This is a genomic window from Chryseobacterium sp. HMWF035 (assembly GCF_003094695.1).
In the GTDB taxonomy this organism is placed as follows: Bacteria; Bacteroidota; Bacteroidia; order Flavobacteriales; family Weeksellaceae; genus Chryseobacterium; species Chryseobacterium gambrini.
The window spans coordinates 49,027-71,291 of record NZ_QEHP01000121.1 but is presented as its reverse complement, the minus strand read 5'-3'; the positions used below and the strand labels follow the sequence as shown (position 1 = coordinate 71,291).

Sequence of the window (22,265 nt, the reverse complement as noted above, 5' to 3'; positions counted from 1 at the left end):
GCTGTATTAATCATTTTTGCAGGAGGAAATCCAGACAAAGTTTTCAAAACATAAAAGAGGTCGGATTTCTTCCGACCATGACTAGCAAAGCCGCCGCAAAACCTGAATCTTGAAAATGAGCTCAGACAATTGCTGCAATCGCGGCTAGGGTTTTTGTGTGGAAAAGAATTGTTTCTGAAAATATTGATAGTAAGTCTTTTGCGGATTGTATTTTTTAACCACCCCGTCAAAAATTCTGAAGAATTTTTGCCACCCCTCCAAAGGAGGGGAATTTTACTTGGGAAACCATTGATTACGAAATGATAACAACAAAGAATGTAACAAACTTTTACTTCTTTCGTCTAATTAAAAAGATCGTAATAATTTAGATAAGCTGAATTTTACGTCTATTAAATTTCTATTTTAGCGATTATAATTTAATTCAGATGAAAAAACTTTCATATACGCTTTTGTTTGCAGCAAGTCTTTCTTTCGGACAGTTTTTCGAGAAAGATAAGGTTTTCACGAAACAGGATACCTTAAAAGGTTCCAATACACAATTCCGAAACTTTTGGGACGTCAAAAAATATGACCTTTCCGTAGAACCGGATTTTGCCCAGAAAAGCATTAAAGGAAACAACAAGATCAGTTTTGAGATCATTAAAGACGTTACAAACCCTACGTTTCAGATTGATCTTCAGCAGCCGATGAAAGCAGATAAAGTGGAAGCCAGCTTTCCGGTTGCAGAATATAAACAGGACGGCGATTTTATCTGGATCAAAACCAATAAAAGCTTTAAAAAAGGTAAAAAATATACTATTGACGTCACCTATTCCGGAAATCCAACCATTGCAAAACGTGCACCTTGGGACGGAGGCTGGGTTTTCACAAAAGATGAAAACGGAAATCCGTGGATGAGCGTTGCCGACGAAGGAATCGGAGCTTCTATCTGGCTTCCTACCAAAGATATCTGGGACGATGAACCCGACAATGGCGTTGTGATGAAAATCATTACTCCCAAAGATTTAGTGGGGGTTGGAAACGGAAGACTAATCAGCAAAAAAGCAGAAGGCGATAAAATGGCTTACACATGGGAAGTTAAAAATCCGATTAACGCCTACTCTATCATTCCGAATATTGGAAAATATGTGAACTTCAAAGATACTTTTAACGGAGAAAAAGGGAAACTGGATCTGGATTACTGGGTAATTGATTATAATTTAGACAAAGCAAAAAAACAGTTTCAGCAGGTAAAACCAATGCTTTCAGCCTTTGAATACTGGTTTGGACCCTATCCATTCTATGAAGATTCTTACAAGCTTGTAGATTCCCCTTATTTGGGAATGGAGCACCAAAGTAACGTTGCGTACGGAAATGCTTACCAAAACGGTTATCTGGGGCAGGATCTTTCCGGAACGGGAGTTGGATTAAACTGGGATTACATCATTGTTCATGAAAGCGGACATGAGTGGTTTGCGAATAATATTACCGCAAAAGATCAGGCAGATATGTGGGTACACGAAGGTTTTACCATGTACTCCGAAGTCTTGTTCACCGAAAAATATATGGACAAAAAATCTGCGGATATTTATGCACAGGGAATCCGCAATGGTATTCAAAATGATGTTCCGATCATCGGGAAATACGGCGTAAGAAATGAAGGAAGCGGTGATATGTACCCAAAAGGCGCAAGTATGCTTCACACGATCCGTCAGATCATCAATAACGATACGAAATTCAGAGAAATTTTAAGAGGAATTAATAAAGATTTTTATCATCAGACGGTTACCACCGAACAGATCGAAAATTATATTTCAAAGAAATCCGGAATTGATTTTTCGAGTGTGTTCAATCAATATCTGAGAACCACAAAAATTCCGACACTGGAATATTCTCAGAAAGGTGAAGAACTGAAATTCCGCTACAACAACGTTGTAAAGAATTTAAAACTTCCTATTATTGTTGACGGAATCACCATTAATCCAACCGAGCAATGGCAGACTGTAAAACTTAAAAAAGGAAATCCGGTACAGTTTAACGAGAATTATTATATCGATTATAAAAAGGTACAGTAAAACTTAGTCATAGAAGCAAAATCGTTTTTCGGTTTTGCTTTTTTGTTTCATTTATTCAGGAATCAGTATTAAATTAATTACTCTCTGTAAATTTTAACAAAAATTTAAAACTTTTAAAGTAACAAAATCAGTTTTTCATCAACTACTTAGATATAATTTGAACTCAATGAAAAAAATAGCACTAAGTTTAGGATTACTGGCTGCGTTTTTTGTAAATGCACAGTCTATAAAAACTACGATAGATCTGGTAAATGTAAAAGACGATAAGGTTGCCGTAACGATGGAGTTTCCAAAAATGAAATCCGGTGACGTGAAGTTTCATTTTCCTAAAACAGTTCCCGGAACTTATTCTGTAGACGATTACGGAAGATTTGTGGAAGGAATTAAATTTTTAGATAACAAAGGAAAAGAGATTGCTTTCACAAAAGTAAATGACAACACTTACGCTCTGAAAAACGCTCAGAATTTAAGCAAAGTAACTTATCTTGTGAATGACAGTTTCGATGAAGAAATGGACGATTCCAAACACAAAGCGGTATTTTCACCTTCGGGAACAGATATTGAAACCGGAAAAGTTTATTTAATCAATACCCACGGATTTATAGGTTACATCGATAATATGCAGGATGTTCCTTATCAGTTGGTTATCCAGAAACCGACAGATTTCTACGGCACAACCGCTTTGGTGGATCAGGATAAATCTGAATCTACAGATACCTATACTTTAGCGAATTATGCAAAAGTGACCGATTCTCCGCTAATGTACACAAAACCGGATTATGTGACGTTCAATGCGGGAGGAATGGATCTTGTATTGGGCGTTTATTCTCCGACAGGAAAATACAAAGCCGCTGATTTCAAAGAAAATCTTGAGAAAACGGTGATCGCCCAGAAGAAATTCTTAGGTGACATGAACACCAACAAAAAATATGCGATCATGCTTTACCTTTCGGGGATGGAAGAACCGCATATCAAAGGTTTCGGAGCTTTGGAACACCACGAATCCACAAGTGTTGTCCTGCCTGAAATGATGCCAAAAGATGCGATTGACAAAACCATTACAGACGTTGTTTCTCATGAGTTTTTCCACACGGTAAATCCTCTGAAAACACATTCGGAAGAAATTCACTATTTCGATTATGCAGATCCGAAAATGTCTCAGCATTTGTGGATGTATGAAGGCGGAACGGAGTATTTTGCAAATTTATTCCAGATTCAGGAAGGTCTGATCACAAAAGACGAATTCCTTCAGAGAATGAGCGAAAAAATCGCCAACTCCAAGAACTATAACGATACGATGCCTTTTACGGTAATGAGTAAAAATGTTCTGAAGGACGAATATAAAGACCAGTATAGAAACGTTTATGAAAAAGGTGCGCTTCTTGCGATGTGTCTGGATATCGAATTGAGAAAGCTGTCTAACGGAGAAATGGGCTATCGTGACATGATCAGAAAACTGTCTCAGCGATTTGGGGAAAACAAACCGTTTAAAGACGATAAACTGATTGACGAACTGGTAACAGTTACAGGGTATCCTCAGGTAAAAGATTTCTATAACAAATACATTGCAGGAGATCAGCCGACTCCTTATGCACAATATCTGAGTCTTGTAGGTGTAGAAGCAAAAAAACAGGAAACTCCACCGATTTTCTGGTTCATTAAAGATCCTCAACAGACCGGTTTTGATGATAAGGATAATGCATTTGTATTCGACGAAAGCTCTGCCCTGTCTCCTTTCTCAAAAAGCATCGGATTTAAAATCACTGATAAAATCGTTGCTCTGGACGGAAAAACCATCAACGTTCAGAATATCCAGTCGTTTGTAGAATATGCGAAATCTGTGAAGGAAGGACAAAACGTAACAGTAACAGTTCTTAGAAAGAATGGTGACAAAACAGAGAAAATCGATCTTAAAGGGAAAGCAATTCTGGATAAAATGACGATCGAAACGCTTCAGTTCAAATCTAATCCAACAGCCGCTGAACAAAAATTACAGGATCAGTGGTTAACCGGAAAAAAATAAATGCAGTTAAGAGTAAAATTAGGACTTAGTAATCAAGCGGGGAATTTTCTCCGCTTTTTTACTGTCAATGTGGGCAGCAAGAGTTTTTGAGCAAACGGATGTTTCTGCAAGTTCAGCATGACATTGCTAAATCCAACTGCTATTTTGAAATTTTGTCAGACTGAGCTTGTCGAAGTCTTTGTAAATGCTGTAAATAATGGCTAATTTTCAGGAGCTTTTTCCTGCTTTCCGCACTCGCTATTTTGTGTATTTGGGGTTTGCGGCTTTGCCGCCGCAAACCCCAAATACACAAAATGAGCTCAAACAAAGCTTCAATCAGGGCTAAAATTCAGGTCACTCCTTATAAATATTCAATAAAAAATTGTCAGTTAACAAAAATCAAAATATAAATTTCACAGCTTAGATTCCTCCGGAATGACAAACTTTACGCAGCACATTCCTGAAACAATTTACCCTTTTTTAATTGTAATCCTAAAAGTCGTTCCCTTTCCTATTTCAGTCTGGGAAATTTTAATATCTCCGTTGTGATACTCCTGAATCACTCTTTTTGCAAGAGACAATCCCAGTCCCCAACCTCGTTTTTTGGTGGAATAACCGGGTTTGAAAGCATTTCTTGCCTGTTGTTTCGTCATTCCGCTTCCCGTATCCTGAACTTCAACAACAATATTTTTATTTCTTTCTAAAACCGACATAGAAATAGAGCCCTCTCCTTTCATCGCATCCACTGCATTTTTTACCAGATTTTCAATCACCCAGCTCATCAGGATTTTATTATGGGGAACCAAAATCGTGTAATTGGGAAGGTGAAGTCCGAAATTGATCTTTCTTGAAATTCTTGTTTTCAGATAATCGTAATTTTCCTGAATGGTCGCGTTGAAATCTTTATCATTCAGTTCCGGAACAGAACCGATCTTCGAAAACCTCTCGGAAATAGTTCTTAACCTTTCAATATCTTTTTCAATTTCATGAACGCCTTCAGAATCCGGAGTATCCAGCTTCATAATTTCCATCCAGCCGATCATCGAAGACAATGGAGTTCCGATCTGATGTGCAGTTTCTTTAGCCAGACCTGCCCAAAGATAGCCTTCATCCGTTTTTTTAATCGTCCGTAAAAACCAGAATGAAAAAAGAAAATAACACAGAATGAAAAACCCTAAAATATAGGGAGAATACCGAAGATTATTCAGCAGTTCTGAATTATCATAGTATACAAACTGATTGTTTGCATTGGGAACTTTTATTTCGATCGGCGGATAATTTTTAGCCATTTTGTAAGCCAAAGCAACAATTTCAGCAGAATTATTTTCAATATCCTGCGGAATATTTTTATGCTCGATAATCTGTCCGTTCTTATCGAGAATAATCACCGGAATCGTGGTATTCGAACTGTAAATCTGCAGCAGCAAAGCCTGAATTTCCAGACTCGGAACTTTCACTTCCTGCTGAAATTTCAGCGCAGTGACTAAAATGTCTACCCTTTTTACTTCTTCTTTTCGGAGGAAATTAAAAAGGATCGTAGAAGCAATAACAATCGTTAAGACAACAATTGTCATCAGCGTAAAAATAATCCAGTTGTTAAGTCTTGCAAATATGGATTTCTTCAAAGCAAATTTATTTTAAAACATTCAGGATCTTCTGCAGTTCTGTACTTCCGCTTCCTTCATAATTGTTGATGATAATGGAGAAAACATATTTTTTTCCGTCTTTTGAGGTGTGATATCCTGCATAAGATTTGGTATCGCTCATCGTTCCGCTTTTCATTTTCATGCCGTTATCATGTGTTGGAAAACCATCATAATAAGATTCAAACCAAGTCTGTTTTCTGGCGTACAGCAAAGCCTGAACTTCTGCTTTTGCCGCAACATAATTTTGCGGAGAAAGTCCGCTTCCGTCTGCAAAATTAATCATATTCGGGTTGATGCCCTTTGATTTCCAGAATTCTTTTAAATAAGCCACTCCGCTTTTAAAACTTGGATCGCCTTTTTTCTCTTTTCCTAACGTTTTTATTAAAGTTTCACCGTAAAAATTGATACTTTTTCTCAGAAACCAATAGATGATTTTATCCAAAGTCGGCGATTCGTGGGTAAGAATAATATTATTTTTAGGAGCCTGCAATGTTTTTTTTCCTTCAATTTCCAGTTGGGAATTGGTAACCACTTTCCCCGAAAAATCAATTCCCGAATCTTTCAGCCATTGTTTCACTTCCGCACCAAGCTGCAAAGGCGGATTGGGAACCGCACCGGAAACCGTAACCGTTTTGGCGGGTAAAGTTCCGTTAATCAGCGCAACATCAGAATGCGGAGCCGTAAAAATCAGACTCTGATCTGAACTTCCGCCCACTTTAAGATCATTCAGCCAGTTAACCCCTTCAAGCGGATAAGAGAAGCTTTTGAATTCATTTCCGTTGATATTGATATCGAACTGATTTTCGCGCCAGTTGATCCCCCAAACTCCGGCCCCGTAGTAATTTCCAAGATCATTCCATGGCCATCCTCCCGGAATCGTCTGATGATCAAAGTAAGAATCGTCGATCACAAGATCTCCTGAAATTTTTTTAATTCCGGATTTTTTTATGGCATCGATTAATTTCTGCTTAAAATTTTCGGGTTTATAGGCTTCATATCTCCAGCTTCCCAATGTGGGATCTCCGGTTGAACTGATGAAAAGGTTTCCGTTCAGATTTCCACCAGAAATATTTCCCGAATATGATGAAGTAGTCTTGTAGGTGTAGTTCTTTCCTAAAATCTCCAAAGCTGCTCCGGCAGTAAATATTTTCTGCGTAGAAGCTGTGGAAAGTCCTTTATTTCCCTGATATTCGTAAATAAAATTTCCGTTTTCATCGGAAACATAAAATGATAAGTTAGACGAAATTGCCCCTGAAGAATTCATCAGGTTTTTGGTTGCTTCATCCAGTTTCTGAGTAATATTTTGGGCAAAAATAATCTGCGTGGATAATGTAAGAACAGCCAATGTCTTTTTCATTGCGTTTTTTATAAACTTTTTATTTTCTTTTTAGAAATGAAGCATCTGCTTTATTTTTTCAGCATGTTTTTAAGTCTGTCTAAACTTTTATTTAATCACAAAAGTCACAAAAGATGAACTAAACTTTTATTTAAAGCTGATCATTATAAATGAAAAAGCTCACCATAGTTTTTAAAAATCTTTGATTTTTATTCTTTTGATCGCTTTATTGATGTGCTTCGACAAGCTCAGCATGACACTGCTACAAATAAACTGTTGAAATAAAACAGTTAGTATTAGAAATATCATGCTGAACCTGCGAAGCATCTGATTTTATTTACATATGATTACAAATCAAATTCTTCAATTCAAATATAATTAAAATAAAATTTACAGTACAGTTCCGGGTTCGATTTCATAAGGCTCTTTTCCTTTTTCGAAGATTCTCGTGAGTTCGGTTCCTTCAACGGTAATTTTATCGCCCATTCTTCTGATCCAGTTGCCTTCACGAAGTCCGACAACTTTTAAGTCATTCTGTGTTAAAAATTCTTTAATTCTGGTTTCTCTCGTTTCGCCGTTATGTTTAAGTTCAGGATTCGGATCAAGATAATGCGGATTGATATTGAACGGAACCAGCCCCATACAATCAAAACTTGGAGGATATACAATCGGCATATCGTTCGTTGTTCTCATATTCTGTCCGCCGATATTGCTTCCTGCGCTGCATCCCAGATAAGGTTTTCCGCCTTCAACATTTTCTTTCAAAACATTCATCAAGCCTTCTTCATGTAAAGTTTTTACCAGTAAAAAAGTATTTCCACCCCCTGTAAAAAATGCTTTTGCACTATTTATGGCTTTTGTTTTATCCTCAAATTCATGAAGACCTTTCACTTTAATATTTATGGTTTCAAAAAAATAACGTGCTTTTGCTGTATAATCGTCATGAGAAATTCCGCCCGGTCTGGCGAAAGGCACGAAAATGATTTCGTCGATTCCATCATATAATTTGATTAATTCTTCTCTCAGATATTCCAGATATGCTCCACCAAAAAGTGTGGAAGTTGATGCCAAAATGATATTCATAACGGATGATTTGTCTTATAATCGTTGTGTTACAAAGATAACCGAATCTGCAGCGAATCAAAAATAATGATAAAAAAACATAGAATCCCGTTAATATTTTCCAAAAAAGTTTAAAGGTTCTAAAATTTAGACGTTTATGGAATTATAATTGAACTTTAATTATCAACTTGAAAAATGTAAGATTATGAAAATGATTAAAAGTAATATTCAAAACCTGTTTTTAGGTTTGATGTTTATAGGAACCGCAAGTTTTGTAAATGCGCAGACGACACAGACAGACAGTACAACTGCTGCAAAAACAACCACAACAACCGCTCAGTCGACAGGAAATCCAACGATTGACGGTCTAAAAAAACAGATCGAAGCGAACCCGAAAGATACCGAAGCTTTGGCAAAATTAGCCGGAGCGTATCAGGATGCTTCAGACTGGACAAACGCAATTGATACATGGAAAAAGATTTCGGCTTTAGTACCGGATTGGGCGCCATCTTATTATAGTCAGGCTTATGCCTATCAGTCTGCGAAAGATGATGCCAATGCAAAACTGGCTTATGAAAAGTATATTGCAACGGTAAAGCCTGAAGAGGTGGAACAGAATAAGAAAAATCTGGCATACGCTTATTTTTACGTAGCATTCTCCGAACAGCAGAGCAATCCTGATAAAGCAAAGGAGCATATTGCTAAATCCTTACAGTACGATCCTACCAATCAGGATGCTGTAAAGTTAAGCAAAGCTTTAAATTCATAGTTGTGAAAGATCCGAAGAAATTGTCTTCGGATCTTTTTTCTTTTTATTAAATTTTCCTGCCGAAAAAGTCTGTTTCTCCTTTCAGATGCTGAATGATTTTCTGAATATTTCTCTGGATGCTTTTTTCAGTTTTCAGATGATTGATATATTTTATCAGCTCTGATTTTCTTGAAGAGCTTAATTTTTCAAAGTTTTTTAAGGCGACAGGATTTTCGTTGATGGCTTTCTCCAAGTCAGGATGCATAGAAATTTTTCTCTCGGAGTTATCATACTCAATAAAAATATCTACCGTTTCGCCAATCCTTTTCGGGGAATCTTTTAGCATGGTTACATTAATATACAACCGCCATTCCCCCTTATATTTCATTAAATTCTGCTTAAATTCTTTGCCGTTCACTGTTCCTTTTACGGGAATCGGACTTTTATTTTTGCCTGAATTTTCAAATACGGCGGCAAGAATTTCTTCAGGAAGAAAAACAAACGGATTAATTCCGATAATTTCGAGTTTCGCGGTGAAATGGTTTTTCATTACTGCTTTATTATTAACTAAATTAGTGATTATTTTAAAACTGTAAATCTTTAACCACCCCGTCAAAAATTCTTTGATTTTTTGCCACCCCTCCGAAGGATGGGAATCGTAATTCTCTACTATTCACTTTTGTTTTAACAGAAACTCTTCCTGAATGCGGAATCTCATCTTTAATTAATTTTCCACTCAAAAAGGAATGATTATCTTTGTACAAAATAAATCTGTAAAACAAATGAAATTTTTTATTGACACTGCTAATTTAGAGCAAATAAAAGAAGCGAAAGATCTTGGAATTCTTGATGGGGTAACAACCAACCCGTCTTTAATGGCAAAAGAAGGAATTCAGGGAGCTGAAGCAATTAAAAATCATTACAAAGCCATCTGCGAAATTGTAGACGGAGATATTTCTGCAGAAGTTCTTTCTACAACGTATGAAGAAATGATTAAAGAAGGAGACGAATTGGCAGCAATCCACCCGAATATCGTGGTGAAAATTCCGATGATCAAAGACGGAATCAAAGCATTAAAATATTTTTCAGATAAAGGCATCAAAACGAACTGTACGCTGATTTTCTCTCCGGGACAGGCTCTTTTGGCTGCAAAAGCGGGTGCAACTTATGTTTCTCCTTTTCTGGGAAGACTGGATGATATTTCTACTGACGGATTGAATTTAATTCAGGAAATCAGATTGATTTTTGATAATTATATGTATGAAACTGAAATTTTAGCAGCTTCTATCCGTCATTCGATGCACATTATCGACTGTGCTAAAATTGGAGCAGATGTAATTACTTCACCGCTTCCTCCGATCTTGAGTTTACTGAAACATCCTTTAACAGACAGCGGATTGGCGCAGTTTGTTGCAGATTCTCAAAAATTATCTTAATATATCTTTTATATTCCAGAATAAATTACGGCGCGGAAACTTCGTTTCCGCGCCGTAATTATTATTTCAGTAAATCCAGTTCCAGAAGATTATTGTCTTTTGCATTGTCTTCTTTCACTTTTCTCTCACGCTCTCGAATCATGTCTTCCACATCCAGCTTATTTCCTTTTTCGTCGGTCATCATGATTTTGGTTCCGCTGGAAAGCATCTGCCGTATTCCTTTTGTCGGATTGATCCGGTACTCCAGAAACTGTTTTTTATATTTTTCCTGATTTAAAGGAACCAATGCTCCGAATCTATGATTTTCTTCCTGACTTTTCCATTCCCGATCTTTTAAATCTATAATTTCCTTTAAAACATAAGAATGAGAGTTCGTTTGATCTTCCAGCTTTACAATTAATCCCGGTAATCCATGAAATTTATACGGTCCGTCCTGAATCGGAATTTCGGCAACAAACCAAGCCGTCCATTTTCTTCCGGCGAAATCCGTTGTTGCTTTTTGTGCATTAAATTCACCTACTTTTTCTTTTTCAGGTAAAATTTTCCATTCCATTTCCCTATCATCGGAAACTTTGTACTCATCCATATCCAAACGATTGAAGAACAAAATTTTATAGTCGGGATAAGATTTTTGAACAACATAAGGAACCATTCCGAACTTAATTTTGGAAAAATCTCCGTTTCGATTTTTCGACTGAGCCTCGATCAACGAATCTGAAATATATTTGTCTCTGCTGTAAAATTTCGAACCTTTCTTAGAAACATCAAGATATATCGATTCTGTGATCGATACATCTTTTTTTGTAGAATCTGAAACAAATCTGTACTCATAAACAAAACGTTTGTTTTGGGCATTAAACAACATTCCCAATAGCAATGCAAACGCAATAATGATCTTCTTCATTAATATTTTTTATTTAGTTTAAATTTTTAATTCATAATATTCTTCACTACTTTACAAGGATTTCCCACTGCAACCACATTGTCCGGAATATCTTTTGTAACGACACTTCCCGCTCCGATCACCGAGTTATTGCCGATAGAAATTCCGGGGAGAACCACTACATTTCCTCCGAACCAGACGTTATCTCCTACTGTAATGGGATGAGCAGATTCAAGACCTTCGTTTCTTTGTTTAAAATCTATGGGGTGATTTGCTGTGTAAAAACTACAGTTGGGACCGATAAAAACATGATCTCCGAAAGTTACTTTCGCACAATCCAGAATTACCAGATTATGATTTGAATAGAAATTCTCTCCCACTTCAATATTATATCCGTAATCGCACCAGAAACTGGGCTCAATGCAGATATTCTGACCTACTTTACTTAAAATTTTTCTAAGCAATACATTTCTTCCTTCAATATCAGAATTTTTCAGGAGATTGTATTCCTGACAAAGATCTTTTACTTTAATTCTTTCTTCAATAAGTTCCTGATCGTAATTGGCATTATACAAAAGTCCTTTCGCACATTTTTCCTTTTCCGTCATATTTTATGATTTGCAGTTCTAAAGATAACAAAAACAAAACAGGGCAAAATTACTTTCGCCCTGTTTAAGAAATATTTAACCTACTATTTTACCAGATCCGGTTCAATAGGATTGTTATTTTTTGCCAGAGATTCTTTTGTTCTCTTTTCCATTTCCCTGAAAACCTGATTAGGATCTGAGATTTCTTTTCCGTCTGAAGTTTTTACTTTAAAAGTCATCTTAGAATTATCGGTATTCCTCATCATCATTTCCCTCATGTTTTTAGCAGGATCATTTACATAATCTTTCCACGCTTTTCTGAACTGATCTTCCGTTACTTCAAGCTCTTTTCCGCCCATTCCGAAAACCCTGATGTTTTGCGGAAGTTCCGGTTCTTTTTCTGAAGCAGCAGCTTGGGTAACCTTTTTATTTCCGACCAAAGTCATGATGTGGGAACCTGTAGTATCTTCAATTTTAACAATCAGTCCCGGTAAACCGTAGAATTTATAAGGTCCGTCCTGAAAAGGAATATCCGTAGAAAACCACGCAATCCATTCTCTTCCGCCAAAGTTTGTGGTTGCTTTCTGCGTATTGTATTCCCCGATTTTCTGATTGTCGGATAAAATTTTCCATTCTGGTTTCTGATCTTCTCTGATTTTATACTGATCCGAAGAAACACTTCTGAAAAGATATGTTTTGAAATCGGGATAGCTTTTGGTTACTTTGAATGAAACCTGTCCCGGATTTTCTCTTCTGTTAACACTGATATTTCCGGAAAATGATTTGATCTGCTTCTCCAGTTCTGCTCTGGAAGTGGAATCGGCGACAAATTTTGTTCTGCTGTAATAATTCGAACCGTTTTTATCAATATCAAGGTACATCATTTCGCTTTTCACGTCTTCCTTATTATTGGAATCGGGAATGAATTTGTAATCATAGAAAAAACGGTTGATCTGTGCATTGGCAAGAATTCCCACCAATAAAAAGAGGAGTAATTTATATTTCATAAGCTGCATTTTAAAAAAAACTCTGCTGTTATTTTGAAATAATCAGCAGAGTTTAAAAAACTTGATTATTTAGTCTGAATTCGGATTTCGCCCTGCATTTTTCCGTCTATGTTTCTTTTGTTTACATCCATTCTTTTAATGGTTTTAGAATCCAGAGCCTGCATTTCTTCATTGGTAGATTCTTTTCCGTTAATATAGATCTTCATATCTCCCGCTCCGTTTAGATTTTTGATGCCCGAAGCAACAACAGATTGATTTTTATTATCGATTTTAATATTGTCTGCATGGATTCTGAACACTTTTTCATCAGGGAAACCTCTGAAAGTATTGCCATAAATGTACACTTTTCTGTTTCCGTCCAATGCTCTTCGTTCTGCTTCCAGTTTAGCTCTTTCACCTTCTAATTTGGCTCTTTTTTCTTCCAGTTTGGCTCTTTCTTTCTCAAGTTTCGCTCTTTTTTTAGCCATTGCCGCAGATTCTTTTACTTTTGGTTCGGAAAAATTGAAGCTGTTTTCAGATTCCGGCGACCATTTCATATCTCTGGAATCACGGAAAGAATACACTTTTACTTTTGGAGCGTTTGGCGCTTTCGGTGCATTGGGCGGACTTGGAGGAGCATCGGGAAAATCAAAATTCATTTCTGGAATATCAGGAATTTCAATATTAAGCTCTTCCAGCTCTTTCATTTGATCTTTCCATTCTTTGGATTTAAAATAATCGTTGATACTAACATCTTTTCCGTCCATTCGGATCACCATTGCCGATTTCAGAAAATCTTTTGAGCTTGCAATTTTTCCGATTTCTCCGGATAGTTTTCCGATTTCTTCGAGGTTTTTGTTGTACTCGTCACTTTCAGGCTTAAAATTCTTCAGATTCTGGCTTTTTTCCTGAATCTTTTTGCTTAAATCTGCTATTTTTTTGTCGTCTTCAGATTTTTTATACACTTTTGGACTTACGACAATTCGATCTTTTGAATCTGGAGTAATGGTATCTTTTTTAATGATAATTTGATCTCCTTTTTTAATCTGAGAAACGGCTTTCTCAATTTCTATATTCGTTGCTTTAATTTCTTGGTTTTTGGCATTTACCAAATAAGCAAACGCAACAGAAAATACTACCGGCAATGCAAAAATTCTACGCGCATACCCGAATTTGGTTTTAGGTTTTTGTAACATTTTTAATCGTTTTTTTAGATTTGAACTAAGAAACGGACTGGTTGCAGGCAACTGGTTTCCGGAAAAGTGGCTTGCTAAAAGCATCTGCGCAAATGCTTTGGTGTCCGATTGTTTTACGGCTTTTTTATCAGCCAGATATTCGTGAATTAAACTAATTTCTTTTTTGATGAGATGAAAAAAGGGATTGAACCAGAAAACAGAGGTAATAATCTCAATAAAAATTTTATCGAAGGAGTGTTTCTGTTCAATATGCACCATTTCGTGCTTCAAAATCTGTTTCCCGAGATCAGAATTCAGTGTGATGGAATTCTTCCAGAAAAGATTTTTAAAGTAAGAAAAAGGAGCTTCGGATAAGTTTGTATGGTAAAAATTAATCCCGTCGAAACTTTCTTTCTGAAACTGACTTTTAAGCTTTTGGATTCTGAAAATCCCATAGACGAATCTTCCTAAAAAATAGAAAGAAACAAGTCCCAAAGCCGAAAAAATAATTCTAAAATAAATGTAATCATTGTTTGAGTTTTTAATTGTATTAAAATTCTGTACCTGATCTATCAACTTATACAAGTCATTGCTTACTTCAATGGTAAAGTCTTCAACCTTTATTAAAGGAAGCAATAAAGAAATGAGCATCGCAGACAAAAGATAAAATCTGTTGTAGTGATGAAACGTCTTGTCTTTTAAAGACAACTGATAATACAGAAACGTTACACCGGAACATAAAATAACTTTTCCGAAATAGAGAAGTACAGTTTCCATGGTTAGTTTTTCTTTTTAAGTTCGTTTAACAGCATCTCAAGATCTTCCACTGTCATTTCATTTTTTTCGACCAGAAAAGAAACGGCACTTTTGTAAGATCCTTTGAAATAATTTTTCACCAGACTTTTAATGGTTTTTCCGGAATACTGCTCCTTGGAAACCAACGGAAAATATTCATGCTGTCTTCCGTATACATTATAGTCTACAAATTCTTTTTCTTTCAGCACTTTTAAAATGGTAGAAACGGTATTGGTGTGAGGCTTCGGTTCAGGGAAAAGATCAAGAACGTCTTTCAGAAATCCTTTTTCCAGTTTCCATAAATACTGCATCACCTGTTCTTCTGCTTTTGTTAAAGTCTGAATTTTCATATCCTTTTCATTTTTATCATTAAATGTGACATAAAAATATTCACGAAAATTTTATATCACTAAGAAATTAGTTATACAAATTTAGAAATAAAATCCATCCAAACAACTATTTTTTTAGTGATAAAAGATTAAAACACATAAATTATTGATAATCAAATAAATAAATTTTATTAAAATTTGTTAAAGAAATTTTGGTAGGATTATTTGCCTGGTTTTAAAAATCCTCAGACCATCATAAAGATTACTCCCGATTTTTATTTTCTGTTATTGATGAACTGACCAGATATTTTATTCTCAGAATCAGAAGACCTTCAAAAATGATCCATAAAATAATAAGATGAATGACCGACGGAAGATTATCTGAAAGCGAACCTCCGGATTGTACAATAGAAATAAAGGTCTTTAAAAACGGAGATGTCGGCAAAGCATCAGACAAAAACTGAACAAATTTCGGCAGCGCCTGATACGGCATTGAATATCCCGTAATCAGAAATATCGGATAAGAGGAAAATACAAGAACCTGAAATGCAAACAGTTTCGTCTTAAACAAACTGCCGATCAACATTCCGAAAATGATAATTGTAGAAATAAATAACGCAAAAATTACCGCAAGATCAATAGCTTTTCCGCGAATTTCAACCCCGAAAACAGAGAAATTCACTACAGCGAAAAACAATCCGAAAATCATAAAAGCAAAAAAGTAAAGGATGCTTTTCCCAAAAATCATTTTAGAAATACTCTGTTTTGAAATTCCATAAAGATTCAGCAGTTTATTTTCTTCTCTTTCTGAAGTAAAAGCGGCAGCAACGCCAATCAGAAGTGTCTGCTGAAGAATAATCGCCAATAAACCGGGCAACAGGAATCCTCCATACGTCATACTTGCGTTGTAAAGAGGACGGTAATCCATATTGATGGGATTGGTCATTTTCATGGATTCGTCTTCTCCCATTCCCTGTTTGTTAAAGTACGTTTTCCTCACTCCTGCTCCAACCGTTAAACATACTTTGGTAGCAGTGCTGAGTAAATCGCTGGAAGGTAAAAAACGGGAAGCATTGAGAACCATATTCACATTTGCCTGTTTCTGCGATAAAATATTTCTCTCGAATCCAGACTGAATATAAAAATACCCCTGAACTTCACCCTGATACATTTTTTCCTGTCCTTCGGCAATATTTGAAGCCGGAACGATTTCAATCATGGAAGTGGAATTAAACTGCTGCGTCAATGTTCTGGAAATAGCAGTTCCGTCATCATCAATTAACGCCAGTTTTACCTTTTCTTCACCTTTGTTTAAATAAATACTTCCGTACATGAACGCGTACAGAATCGGAGCGAGAAGCAAAATCAGAAACAGACTCGAATCTTTCGAAACATTCCGAAGCTCTCTTTTAAATATGTTAATAATCTCCTTCATACGCTCTTTTCTTTAAGATAGTTATTAATTTTTCTCTGAAAAAACACAATGCTTAAAGGAAATGTTACTCCGATAAAAATCAGCAGTTTAAAAATCTCAGGCGTTGCATATGATAAAGGAAGCTCCATGAAATAAAGCTTAATAAAACCATCCAGAAAGTGCGTATAAGGCATAATATCTGCATAAAACTGATCGTACCAAGGCATCGCCCAGCGCGGAAATGTAAAACCGCTGAAAACAAAAGCAGGAGAAGTAAAAAACAGAGCCACATCGGTTACAAAAAGCAGATTATTGGATATTGCGGAAAGCATCATTCCGATGCCGATGCAGGCTAAAGACATTAAAGTATAGATCAGGAAAAAATTGAAATCGGTCTGCGGTTTTCCCAGTTCAAAAACAGGAAATACAATGTAAGCGACCAATACAAAAAGAATCCATGAAATGCAAAGATGAGCAAGTGTTTTTCCGACTACGATCTGTGAGGAAGAAGCGGAAATTTTTAAGAGTTCATCAATTGTATTCCGTTTAAATTCAAGATTTAAAATTAAAACAGAAGCTACGACCAAAGCCATTTGAAGTCCGACTGTAATCAGTCCGGGTGTTAAATACATCTGATAATTAAAGTCCGGATTGTAGAGCGTTGTGGTATTCAGTTTTATCGGCTGAACCAAAGCTGTTGCCTGTTCAGCAGGCATTCCCTGCTTTTCCGCTTTCTGGAGAACTACGGCAAGACCGCCTTTTATAATAACTTCTGCCGCTCCTTTATAAATCATTTTTGCAGGAACCAGATACGCTCCGTTGGTATACAAAGTAATGTTTGACTGATGATTTTTTTTAACATCCGACTCCAGATTTTTAGGAAAATGTACGGCTCCGAAAATCTTTCCCTCTTTCATTAACTTTTCTATTTCTGCATTGCTGGAAACCTTTTCTGTAATATGAATTAGATCGCTATGATCCATCATATCCGTAAGCTGTCTGGAAACAGAAGACTGATCTTCATCCCAAACTGCCATTGGAAGTTCTTTTGCAAACTGCTTCTGGTAAATTAATCCGTAAAAAAGAAATATTATAGGCGGGATAACCAATAAAACCACATAAAAATTCGGAATCGAAAAAATCCGTTTCCACTCCCGAATGATAATCTGGCTGATTGTTTTCAAGGTTCTTCTTGTAAATTAAATTATTGAAAAATAAGCTGTGCTGTCATTCCTGAACGAAGTCCTTTAATGGAACCTGCATTTTCCGGTCTTACTTTGATTTGAAATGTTCTGAGTTCAAATTCTCCGTTCTGCTTTTCCGGAACCCAGTCTGCGTAGCCTAAAGCCGGAGCCAGTTCTGCCACTCTTCCCTGAACTTTTTCAGGCGTACAGCCGGGAATTTTCATGGTCACCAGACTTCCTTTATTTATTTTCGCCATCTGATTCTGACGGAGATTAAATTTGACAAAAAAAGACTGATCCTTCTGAATTGTCATCATCGGATACCCCGCATTTACCATTTCTCCTTTTTTGGCAATAACCGTAGAAATTATTCCGGAAGCAGGTGCTTTTATAGAAGCATTGTCTTTTATTTCCTGCGTAAGTTCATCCGCACTTTTTGCCTGATTTAAAACCGACTGTGCTGAGTTTTTAAGCTCTTCATTGTTTCCTCTTTTCAAAAGCTGAACATTAAGATTGGCAGTTTCCAGTTCTTTCTGGGCTGCTTTGTATTTGAAATAAATAACGTCGCGTTCCTGTCCGGAAACGACTCCTTCAGCATATAAATTCTGAAAACGGCTGTACGTTTTAGACATCAGATCCATCTGCTGTTGTGCAATCTGCTGTAAATTCTCGGCTGATTTCAATACTTCCGGTTCTACTCCGCGATTCACTTTATCCAGTTGATTCTGTGCAATTTTTACCGCTTCTGAAACCTGAGACTGTATGCTTTCGATCTCGGAGGTTTTCATCTGTGCAATAATCTGTCCTTCTTTTACATCATCGCCTTCCTTTACCAAAAGCTCCAAAGCTCTACCCGGAAGTGAAGCCGAAACGTCCACAAATTCAGCGTCTACCATTCCTATAACCGCATCTTTGCTACTGCTGTCGGAAGATTTGCTCTGAAGAAGATAAATCAGCGCGATGACTAATACAACAATTGGAATACATACTGCCCAGTAATTTTTTATAAAATTTTTCATCTTGTTTAAGGAATGTAATTGGTAATATTTTCGACGTTTCCTGTAATATAAAAATAAGTTGCTACCACCGTCTGATAAGCCACCAGAGACGTGTAATACAATTTCTCTGCCTCATACTGAAGCTGCAGAGCATCGTTTACATCTTTTACGGAAGAAAGGCTGTTTTCCATTCTTTTTTTCACCATTTCTGTAGTGGTATATGCCTGTTTTCTCGCAAGATCCAAAGTTTCTTTCTGCTCTTTGAAGCTGATGAGTTTATTTTCAGAAATTCTGACGGCAAGATCCACCGATTTCTGTTTCTGATCTATTAACAGATCTGCTTCTTTCACCAAAGATTCAGAAGCCTGATTTTTGGATCTTCTTTCAGGATCAAAAAGTGTCCACTGAACTTCTACGCCCACTAACCACGGCGGCGTGATTAAAGGAAGATCATTTCTGAAAAACTGGTAATTTCCAATGGCAAAAATATTGGGTTTAGACAGAGATTTTGTAATATCGTTCGTAGTTTGTGCTTCTTTTTTCTTACTCTGTAATAATTTCAGATCGGTATTTTTATCTGAGGAACCAAAACTGTTGACTTCAATATTTTCATTTAATTCTTCGTTAATTTCCAAAGATTCATCAAGAGGAATTCCCATCAAATCTTTTAAAGTCAGTAACGTATTTTCCTTTTCAAGCCGTAAATTCTTAAGAGTAGTTTCGCCCTGAATTTTGGCAATATCTGACCAGTTTTTAAGATAAGGTGGAATGATCTCTGCTTTCAGAAGGTTTTGTGCATACTTTTCATTGCTTTCCAGAGCTTCCGCCATTTTCTCCTGCTTTTTGATCATGGAATTGAGGTACATGATCTGAATATAGTTCAGCGAAATATTGTAAGAATTAAGATTCTGAATAGATTCAAGATTGGCCTTCCCGCTTTCCACCTGCTGTTTCGAAAGTTCTCTCGAAGCATTCAGCTTTCCACCGAGATAAATGGGCTGTCTTACAAGTATTCCGGCAAGAAAATAACTCTGTTTGGCAATGGCGGGATTGTAATTAGGATAAACCGCGCTGATGATATCTTTTGAAGTCTGATAAATGACATTCTGCACCTTTTGCGGAAGCGGGTTTCCTGTGATCTGCTGATAAGCCGCATTGGCAGAATAGGCACTCTGACTGGCTGAACCTTCCACAATTCCGTCTTTTACCTGCTGAAGGTTTACTCTGATGGGTTCTCCAATGTAGTTGTATCCGCCAAGAAAATCGACTTTGGGAAGAATATTGTTTTTGCTGGACTGTGCTATTTTCTGCCTTGTTTCCAAAGACTGTTCCGCCAGTTTTACAGCAACATTATTCTGCTTTCCTTTTTCTATACATTGCTGTAAGGTAAGCTGCTGACAAAATAACTTCGTGGTAAGTAATAGAGTAAAAGCAACAATCTTATGATTCATAGCCTTAAAATGTGATTTTAGTATCGTGTCTTGTATACCTTAAAGATATTAAAAATATATAAGAATTTTTGGGAATGATTATAAAAAATGACTTTCATAAAAAGTTTTAAAACATCATTTTAACAATAATGAACCACTTACGTTATAAAATTGTTAATTTTTATTAAATAAATTTAAAATGTATTTGTCTAAACCGGGAAATTATATTTATTTTAGTGCTTTAAAAATTTCTCATGAAAAGATATAATTTATTAATTGTACTATTATTACTTATTTTTAACATTACTACCGCTCAAAAGAAAGGTTCTCCTGCAGCAGATTTCAGTGCGGTAGGTGAAGCTAAAACTAAAATCGAAAATACCGTTCCATTAGTGATCAAGCATCTAAAAGAGATCAGTGAAAAAGAAAGCAATCCGAATATTCTTTCTAACGGCAAAACCGCTCTGGCAAAAGAATATGGAAAAGTAGAGCTTGAATGGAGACTGTACAGAGGAAATATGAACAACTGCATCCTGAACAATTCTTCCAAAAAAGCGAAGAAGTGCATGGAATACCACAATAATATGTTCAGAGGTACTCTGATTAACTATAACAACTACATCACTAATCTTACAAGAAAGAACGGATATCTTGGAGTGGACGGCGATACAAAATTTGAATTTAACCCTTCTGAAATCACCACAAAACTAAGCGAGTCTTTCTTTAACGGAAATGATGCAGCCAACAGAATGAAAGGAAATCAGAAGAAAGATTTTATCGGGCAGACAATGGCTGATGATAATGCACTTACACCTTTCAATCAGTTAGCACAATAATTTATTTTTTTAATTAAATGATACGGAATCCTGCTTTTTTAAGCGGGATTTTTTGTTTAATGATGAATTTACAATTCAAAGTTTTATTTTCGGAGGTAAATTTTAATTTAAACACATAAGTCACATGAACTTTCATTTGATCGGCATGAAGCATAGAAAAACATATTAATTTTTAAAGCTCTGACTTTTATTCATTTTAAAATTTGAGATATTTTAATTTAACACAGTACCTTATCTGATTTAAATAAGCGCAGCCAAATCTTCCTCTTATAAACTTTAAAATATGGCACAAAAACTGAATGGTACATCACAACCAAATCCAAAACAAAAATGAGCACATTAAAAAAAGGAGACATGGTGAGATGGAATTCTAGCAACGGAGAAACTCACGGAAAGATTACAAAAATTCATAAAAAAGACTTTGTATTTATGGATAAGCAGAGAAGAGCGACAGAGGATGAACCACAATACGAAGTCATGAGCGAAAAAACAGGAAAATCAGCCGTTCATAAAGCTTCTTCCCTGAAAAAAATGTAAAAAAATAAGCGGTTTCAAAAGTATAATTCAGCATTGCCTTAACTTTGAAACCGCCTTAAAATTTTTATAGTAGATTATTTTATTTTATCGTAAATAAATTTAGTAACAATAGCTCCGAAGAGATAATAAGCCACCGTCATTACTTTCTTTTGGGTAGTTTCAGCAACAGGATTTTCATCCAGACCCATCTTTTGCGGAAGTGTAATGGCTCCGATTCCCATCGCCAATCCGGAAGCGATATTAAAACCTGTAGTAGCAGTGGTTGCATAATACATTCCGTTGCCAATAATATCTCCGGCTAAGGTTGCGGCATACAGTTTATCGTGATCTGTAATTTCGGCATCAGCTTTCGCCAAAGTTTTATTTAATGCTTCTTCTCCCACTTTATTGATTTCGGGAACATTATCAAAATTTTTCCTGATGGTTTCGTGCAGAAGGTTCAGCGCGATTGCTCCGCCCAAACCTGCGAGAATTTTTTTATACATGATATTATGATTTAATGGTGTATCATGATACCTGCATAAATTAAGCCATACCGGCATTTACTAATTCACGGTTTAAAGAAATAAAAAGAGTATCACAAAAACTGCAATACTCTTTACAATAGTAGCGGGAACCGGACTCGAACCGATGACCTTCGGGTTATGAGCCCGACGAGCTACCTACTGCTCCATCCCGCGGTATATTTTTAAAAACGTTACCGACAAACGTTTACTTAGTAGCGGGAACCGGACTCGAACCGATGACCTTCGGGTTATGAGCCCGACGAGCTACCTACTGCTCCATCCCGCGGTGTATTTTTAGAGTGTTTACCGAAAACACTGTCT

21 protein-coding genes and 2 tRNA genes are annotated in these 22,265 nt (G+C 36.3%); 7 read left to right on the top strand and 16 right to left on the bottom strand.

Annotated elements, in window-relative coordinates; translation table 11 throughout:
- Positions 1 to 425: 425 nt before the first annotated feature.
- The 3 genes from DD829_RS18170 (at position 426) to DD829_RS24375 (ending at position 4,402) form a co-directional block, all read left to right on the top strand.
- Positions 426 to 2,054 (top strand): M1 family metallopeptidase, encoded by a 1,629-nt coding sequence (locus DD829_RS18170; protein ID WP_116548014.1) that lies wholly within the window; start codon positions 426 to 428, stop codon positions 2,052 to 2,054.
- A gap of 166 nt (positions 2,055 to 2,220) precedes the next feature.
- Positions 2,221 to 4,077 (top strand): PDZ domain-containing protein, encoded by a 1,857-nt coding sequence (locus tag DD829_RS18165; RefSeq protein ID WP_108410809.1) that lies wholly within the window; start codon positions 2,221 to 2,223, stop codon positions 4,075 to 4,077.
- 196 nt (positions 4,078 to 4,273) lie between these two features.
- On the top strand, positions 4,274 to 4,402 hold the full coding sequence (locus DD829_RS24375) for a hypothetical protein (RefSeq protein ID WP_262497974.1): 129 nt from the start codon (positions 4,274 to 4,276) through the stop codon (positions 4,400 to 4,402).
- Positions 4,403 to 4,526: 124 nt separating this feature from the next.
- On the opposite strand, the gene DD829_RS18160 is transcribed toward DD829_RS24375, so the two are convergent.
- The 3 genes from DD829_RS18160 to pepE form a co-directional block, all read right to left on the bottom strand.
- Positions 4,527 to 5,681 carry a sensor histidine kinase gene (locus tag DD829_RS18160; protein WP_228408240.1) on the bottom strand — a complete coding sequence of 385 codons (1,155 nt, stop codon included), beginning with the start codon at positions 5,679 to 5,681 and terminating at the stop codon, positions 4,527 to 4,529.
- A 7-nt stretch (positions 5,682 to 5,688) separates the two neighbouring features.
- Complete coding sequence (gene dacB / locus DD829_RS18155; protein WP_108410807.1) at positions 5,689 to 7,059, bottom strand: D-alanyl-D-alanine carboxypeptidase/D-alanyl-D-alanine-endopeptidase; 1,371 nt, start codon at positions 7,057 to 7,059, stop codon at positions 5,689 to 5,691.
- A 369-nt stretch (positions 7,060 to 7,428) separates the two neighbouring features.
- Positions 7,429 to 8,121, bottom strand: coding sequence for a dipeptidase PepE (pepE, locus tag DD829_RS18150; protein WP_108410806.1), 693 nt, complete (start codon positions 8,119 to 8,121; stop codon positions 7,429 to 7,431).
- A 184-nt stretch (positions 8,122 to 8,305) separates the two neighbouring features.
- Here pepE and DD829_RS18145 point away from each other — a divergent pair, with 184 nt between their 5' ends.
- Positions 8,306 to 8,869: a hypothetical protein gene (locus DD829_RS18145; RefSeq protein WP_108410805.1), complete on the top strand. Its 564-nt coding sequence runs from the start codon at positions 8,306 to 8,308 to the stop codon at positions 8,867 to 8,869.
- A 46-nt stretch (positions 8,870 to 8,915) separates the two neighbouring features.
- Here the strand turns inward: DD829_RS18145 and DD829_RS18140 are convergent, their stop codons facing one another.
- Positions 8,916 to 9,398 (bottom strand): YdeI/OmpD-associated family protein, encoded by a 483-nt coding sequence (locus DD829_RS18140; protein WP_116548013.1) that lies wholly within the window; start codon positions 9,396 to 9,398, stop codon positions 8,916 to 8,918.
- A 232-nt stretch (positions 9,399 to 9,630) separates the two neighbouring features.
- Here DD829_RS18140 and fsa point away from each other — a divergent pair, with 232 nt between their 5' ends.
- Entirely contained in the window at positions 9,631 to 10,284 is a 654-nt protein-coding gene (fsa, locus tag DD829_RS18130; RefSeq protein ID WP_076389923.1) for a fructose-6-phosphate aldolase, read from the top strand.
- A 61-nt stretch (positions 10,285 to 10,345) separates the two neighbouring features.
- Here fsa and DD829_RS18125 read toward each other — a convergent pair whose 3' ends face one another.
- The 9 genes from DD829_RS18125 to DD829_RS18085 form a co-directional block, all read right to left on the bottom strand.
- Positions 10,346 to 11,188 carry a GLPGLI family protein gene (locus tag DD829_RS18125; protein WP_108410515.1) on the bottom strand — a complete coding sequence of 281 codons (843 nt, stop codon included), beginning with the start codon at positions 11,186 to 11,188 and terminating at the stop codon, positions 10,346 to 10,348.
- A 26-nt stretch (positions 11,189 to 11,214) separates the two neighbouring features.
- Positions 11,215 to 11,775 (bottom strand): sugar O-acetyltransferase, encoded by a 561-nt coding sequence (locus DD829_RS18120; protein WP_108410516.1) that lies wholly within the window; start codon positions 11,773 to 11,775, stop codon positions 11,215 to 11,217.
- An 83-nt stretch (positions 11,776 to 11,858) separates the two neighbouring features.
- Positions 11,859 to 12,761: a GLPGLI family protein gene (locus tag DD829_RS18115; protein ID WP_108410517.1), complete on the bottom strand. Its 903-nt coding sequence runs from the start codon at positions 12,759 to 12,761 to the stop codon at positions 11,859 to 11,861.
- Between the two features lie 65 nt (positions 12,762 to 12,826).
- Complete coding sequence (locus DD829_RS18110) at positions 12,827 to 14,692, bottom strand: M56 family metallopeptidase (RefSeq protein ID WP_116548012.1); 1,866 nt, start codon at positions 14,690 to 14,692, stop codon at positions 12,827 to 12,829.
- 2 nt (positions 14,693 to 14,694) lie between these two features.
- Positions 14,695 to 15,060 carry a BlaI/MecI/CopY family transcriptional regulator gene (locus DD829_RS18105; protein WP_076389915.1) on the bottom strand — a complete coding sequence of 122 codons (366 nt, stop codon included), beginning with the start codon at positions 15,058 to 15,060 and terminating at the stop codon, positions 14,695 to 14,697.
- Positions 15,061 to 15,301: 241 nt separating this feature from the next.
- Positions 15,302 to 16,474: an ABC transporter permease gene (locus DD829_RS18100; RefSeq protein WP_108410822.1), complete on the bottom strand. Its 1,173-nt coding sequence runs from the start codon at positions 16,472 to 16,474 to the stop codon at positions 15,302 to 15,304.
- The gene (locus tag DD829_RS18095; RefSeq protein WP_108410823.1) at positions 16,471 to 17,637 is read right to left on the bottom strand and encodes an ABC transporter permease; all 1,167 of its coding nucleotides are present in this window, start codon (positions 17,635 to 17,637) and stop codon (positions 16,471 to 16,473) included. The genes DD829_RS18100 and DD829_RS18095 overlap by 4 nt, the downstream gene beginning before the upstream one ends.
- A 20-nt stretch (positions 17,638 to 17,657) precedes the next feature.
- Positions 17,658 to 18,656: an HlyD family secretion protein gene (locus DD829_RS18090; protein ID WP_108410824.1), complete on the bottom strand. Its 999-nt coding sequence runs from the start codon at positions 18,654 to 18,656 to the stop codon at positions 17,658 to 17,660.
- Positions 18,657 to 18,661: 5 nt separating this feature from the next.
- Positions 18,662 to 20,086 (bottom strand): TolC family protein, encoded by a 1,425-nt coding sequence (locus DD829_RS18085; RefSeq protein ID WP_108410825.1) that lies wholly within the window; start codon positions 20,084 to 20,086, stop codon positions 18,662 to 18,664.
- Positions 20,087 to 20,319: 233 nt separating this feature from the next.
- Between DD829_RS18085 and DD829_RS18080 the strand changes: the two genes are divergently transcribed.
- The gene (locus DD829_RS18080) at positions 20,320 to 20,901 is read left to right on the top strand and encodes a hypothetical protein (protein WP_076389907.1); all 582 of its coding nucleotides are present in this window, start codon (positions 20,320 to 20,322) and stop codon (positions 20,899 to 20,901) included.
- A gap of 330 nt (positions 20,902 to 21,231) precedes the next feature.
- Complete coding sequence (locus tag DD829_RS18075; protein WP_108409756.1) at positions 21,232 to 21,438, top strand: DUF2945 domain-containing protein; 207 nt, start codon at positions 21,232 to 21,234, stop codon at positions 21,436 to 21,438.
- A 74-nt stretch (positions 21,439 to 21,512) separates the two neighbouring features.
- On the opposite strand, the gene DD829_RS18070 is transcribed toward DD829_RS18075, so the two are convergent.
- From DD829_RS18070 to DD829_RS18060, 3 genes are all read right to left on the bottom strand, one after another.
- Positions 21,513 to 21,923 (bottom strand): hypothetical protein, encoded by a 411-nt coding sequence (locus DD829_RS18070; RefSeq protein ID WP_108409757.1) that lies wholly within the window; start codon positions 21,921 to 21,923, stop codon positions 21,513 to 21,515.
- 122 nt (positions 21,924 to 22,045) lie between these two features.
- A tRNA-Met gene (locus tag DD829_RS18065) sits at positions 22,046 to 22,118 on the bottom strand.
- A gap of 39 nt (positions 22,119 to 22,157) precedes the next feature.
- A tRNA-Met gene (locus tag DD829_RS18060) sits at positions 22,158 to 22,230 on the bottom strand.
- Positions 22,231 to 22,265: the final 35 nt, after the last annotated feature.

Bases quoted from the DNA above. Each gene is read 5' to 3' on its own strand.
- pepE (WP_108410806.1), bottom strand. From the start codon at position 8,121: ATGAATATCATTTTGGCATCAACTTCCACACTTTTTGGTGGAGCATAT.
- DD829_RS18120 (WP_108410516.1), bottom strand. From the start codon at position 11,775: ATGACGGAAAAGGAAAAATGTGCGAAAGGACTTTTGTATAATGCCAAT.
- DD829_RS18085 (WP_108410825.1), bottom strand. From the start codon at position 20,086: ATGAATCATAAGATTGTTGCTTTTACTCTATTACTTACCACGAAGTTA.
- DD829_RS24375 (WP_262497974.1), top strand. From the start codon at position 4,274: ATGGCTAATTTTCAGGAGCTTTTTCCTGCTTTCCGCACTCGCTATTTT.
- DD829_RS18145 (WP_108410805.1), top strand. From the start codon at position 8,306: ATGAAAATGATTAAAAGTAATATTCAAAACCTGTTTTTAGGTTTGATG.
- DD829_RS18090 (WP_108410824.1), bottom strand. From the start codon at position 18,656: ATGAAAAATTTTATAAAAAATTACTGGGCAGTATGTATTCCAATTGTT.
- DD829_RS18115 (WP_108410517.1), bottom strand. From the start codon at position 12,761: ATGAAATATAAATTACTCCTCTTTTTATTGGTGGGAATTCTTGCCAAT.
- DD829_RS18165 (WP_108410809.1), top strand. From the start codon at position 2,221: ATGAAAAAAATAGCACTAAGTTTAGGATTACTGGCTGCGTTTTTTGTA.
- DD829_RS18100 (WP_108410822.1), bottom strand. From the start codon at position 16,474: ATGAAGGAGATTATTAACATATTTAAAAGAGAGCTTCGGAATGTTTCG.
- fsa (WP_076389923.1), top strand. From the start codon at position 9,631: ATGAAATTTTTTATTGACACTGCTAATTTAGAGCAAATAAAAGAAGCG.
- DD829_RS18070 (WP_108409757.1), bottom strand. From the start codon at position 21,923: ATGTATAAAAAAATTCTCGCAGGTTTGGGCGGAGCAATCGCGCTGAAC.
- DD829_RS18105 (WP_076389915.1), bottom strand. From the start codon at position 15,060: ATGAAAATTCAGACTTTAACAAAAGCAGAAGAACAGGTGATGCAGTAT.
- DD829_RS18170 (WP_116548014.1), top strand. From the start codon at position 426: ATGAAAAAACTTTCATATACGCTTTTGTTTGCAGCAAGTCTTTCTTTC.
- dacB (WP_108410807.1), bottom strand. From the start codon at position 7,059: ATGAAAAAGACATTGGCTGTTCTTACATTATCCACGCAGATTATTTTT.
- DD829_RS18125 (WP_108410515.1), bottom strand. From the start codon at position 11,188: ATGAAGAAGATCATTATTGCGTTTGCATTGCTATTGGGAATGTTGTTT.
- DD829_RS18140 (WP_116548013.1), bottom strand. From the start codon at position 9,398: ATGAAAAACCATTTCACCGCGAAACTCGAAATTATCGGAATTAATCCG.
- DD829_RS18075 (WP_108409756.1), top strand. From the start codon at position 21,232: ATGAGCACATTAAAAAAAGGAGACATGGTGAGATGGAATTCTAGCAAC.
- DD829_RS18080 (WP_076389907.1), top strand. From the start codon at position 20,320: ATGAAAAGATATAATTTATTAATTGTACTATTATTACTTATTTTTAAC.
- DD829_RS18110 (WP_116548012.1), bottom strand. From the start codon at position 14,692: ATGGAAACTGTACTTCTCTATTTCGGAAAAGTTATTTTATGTTCCGGT.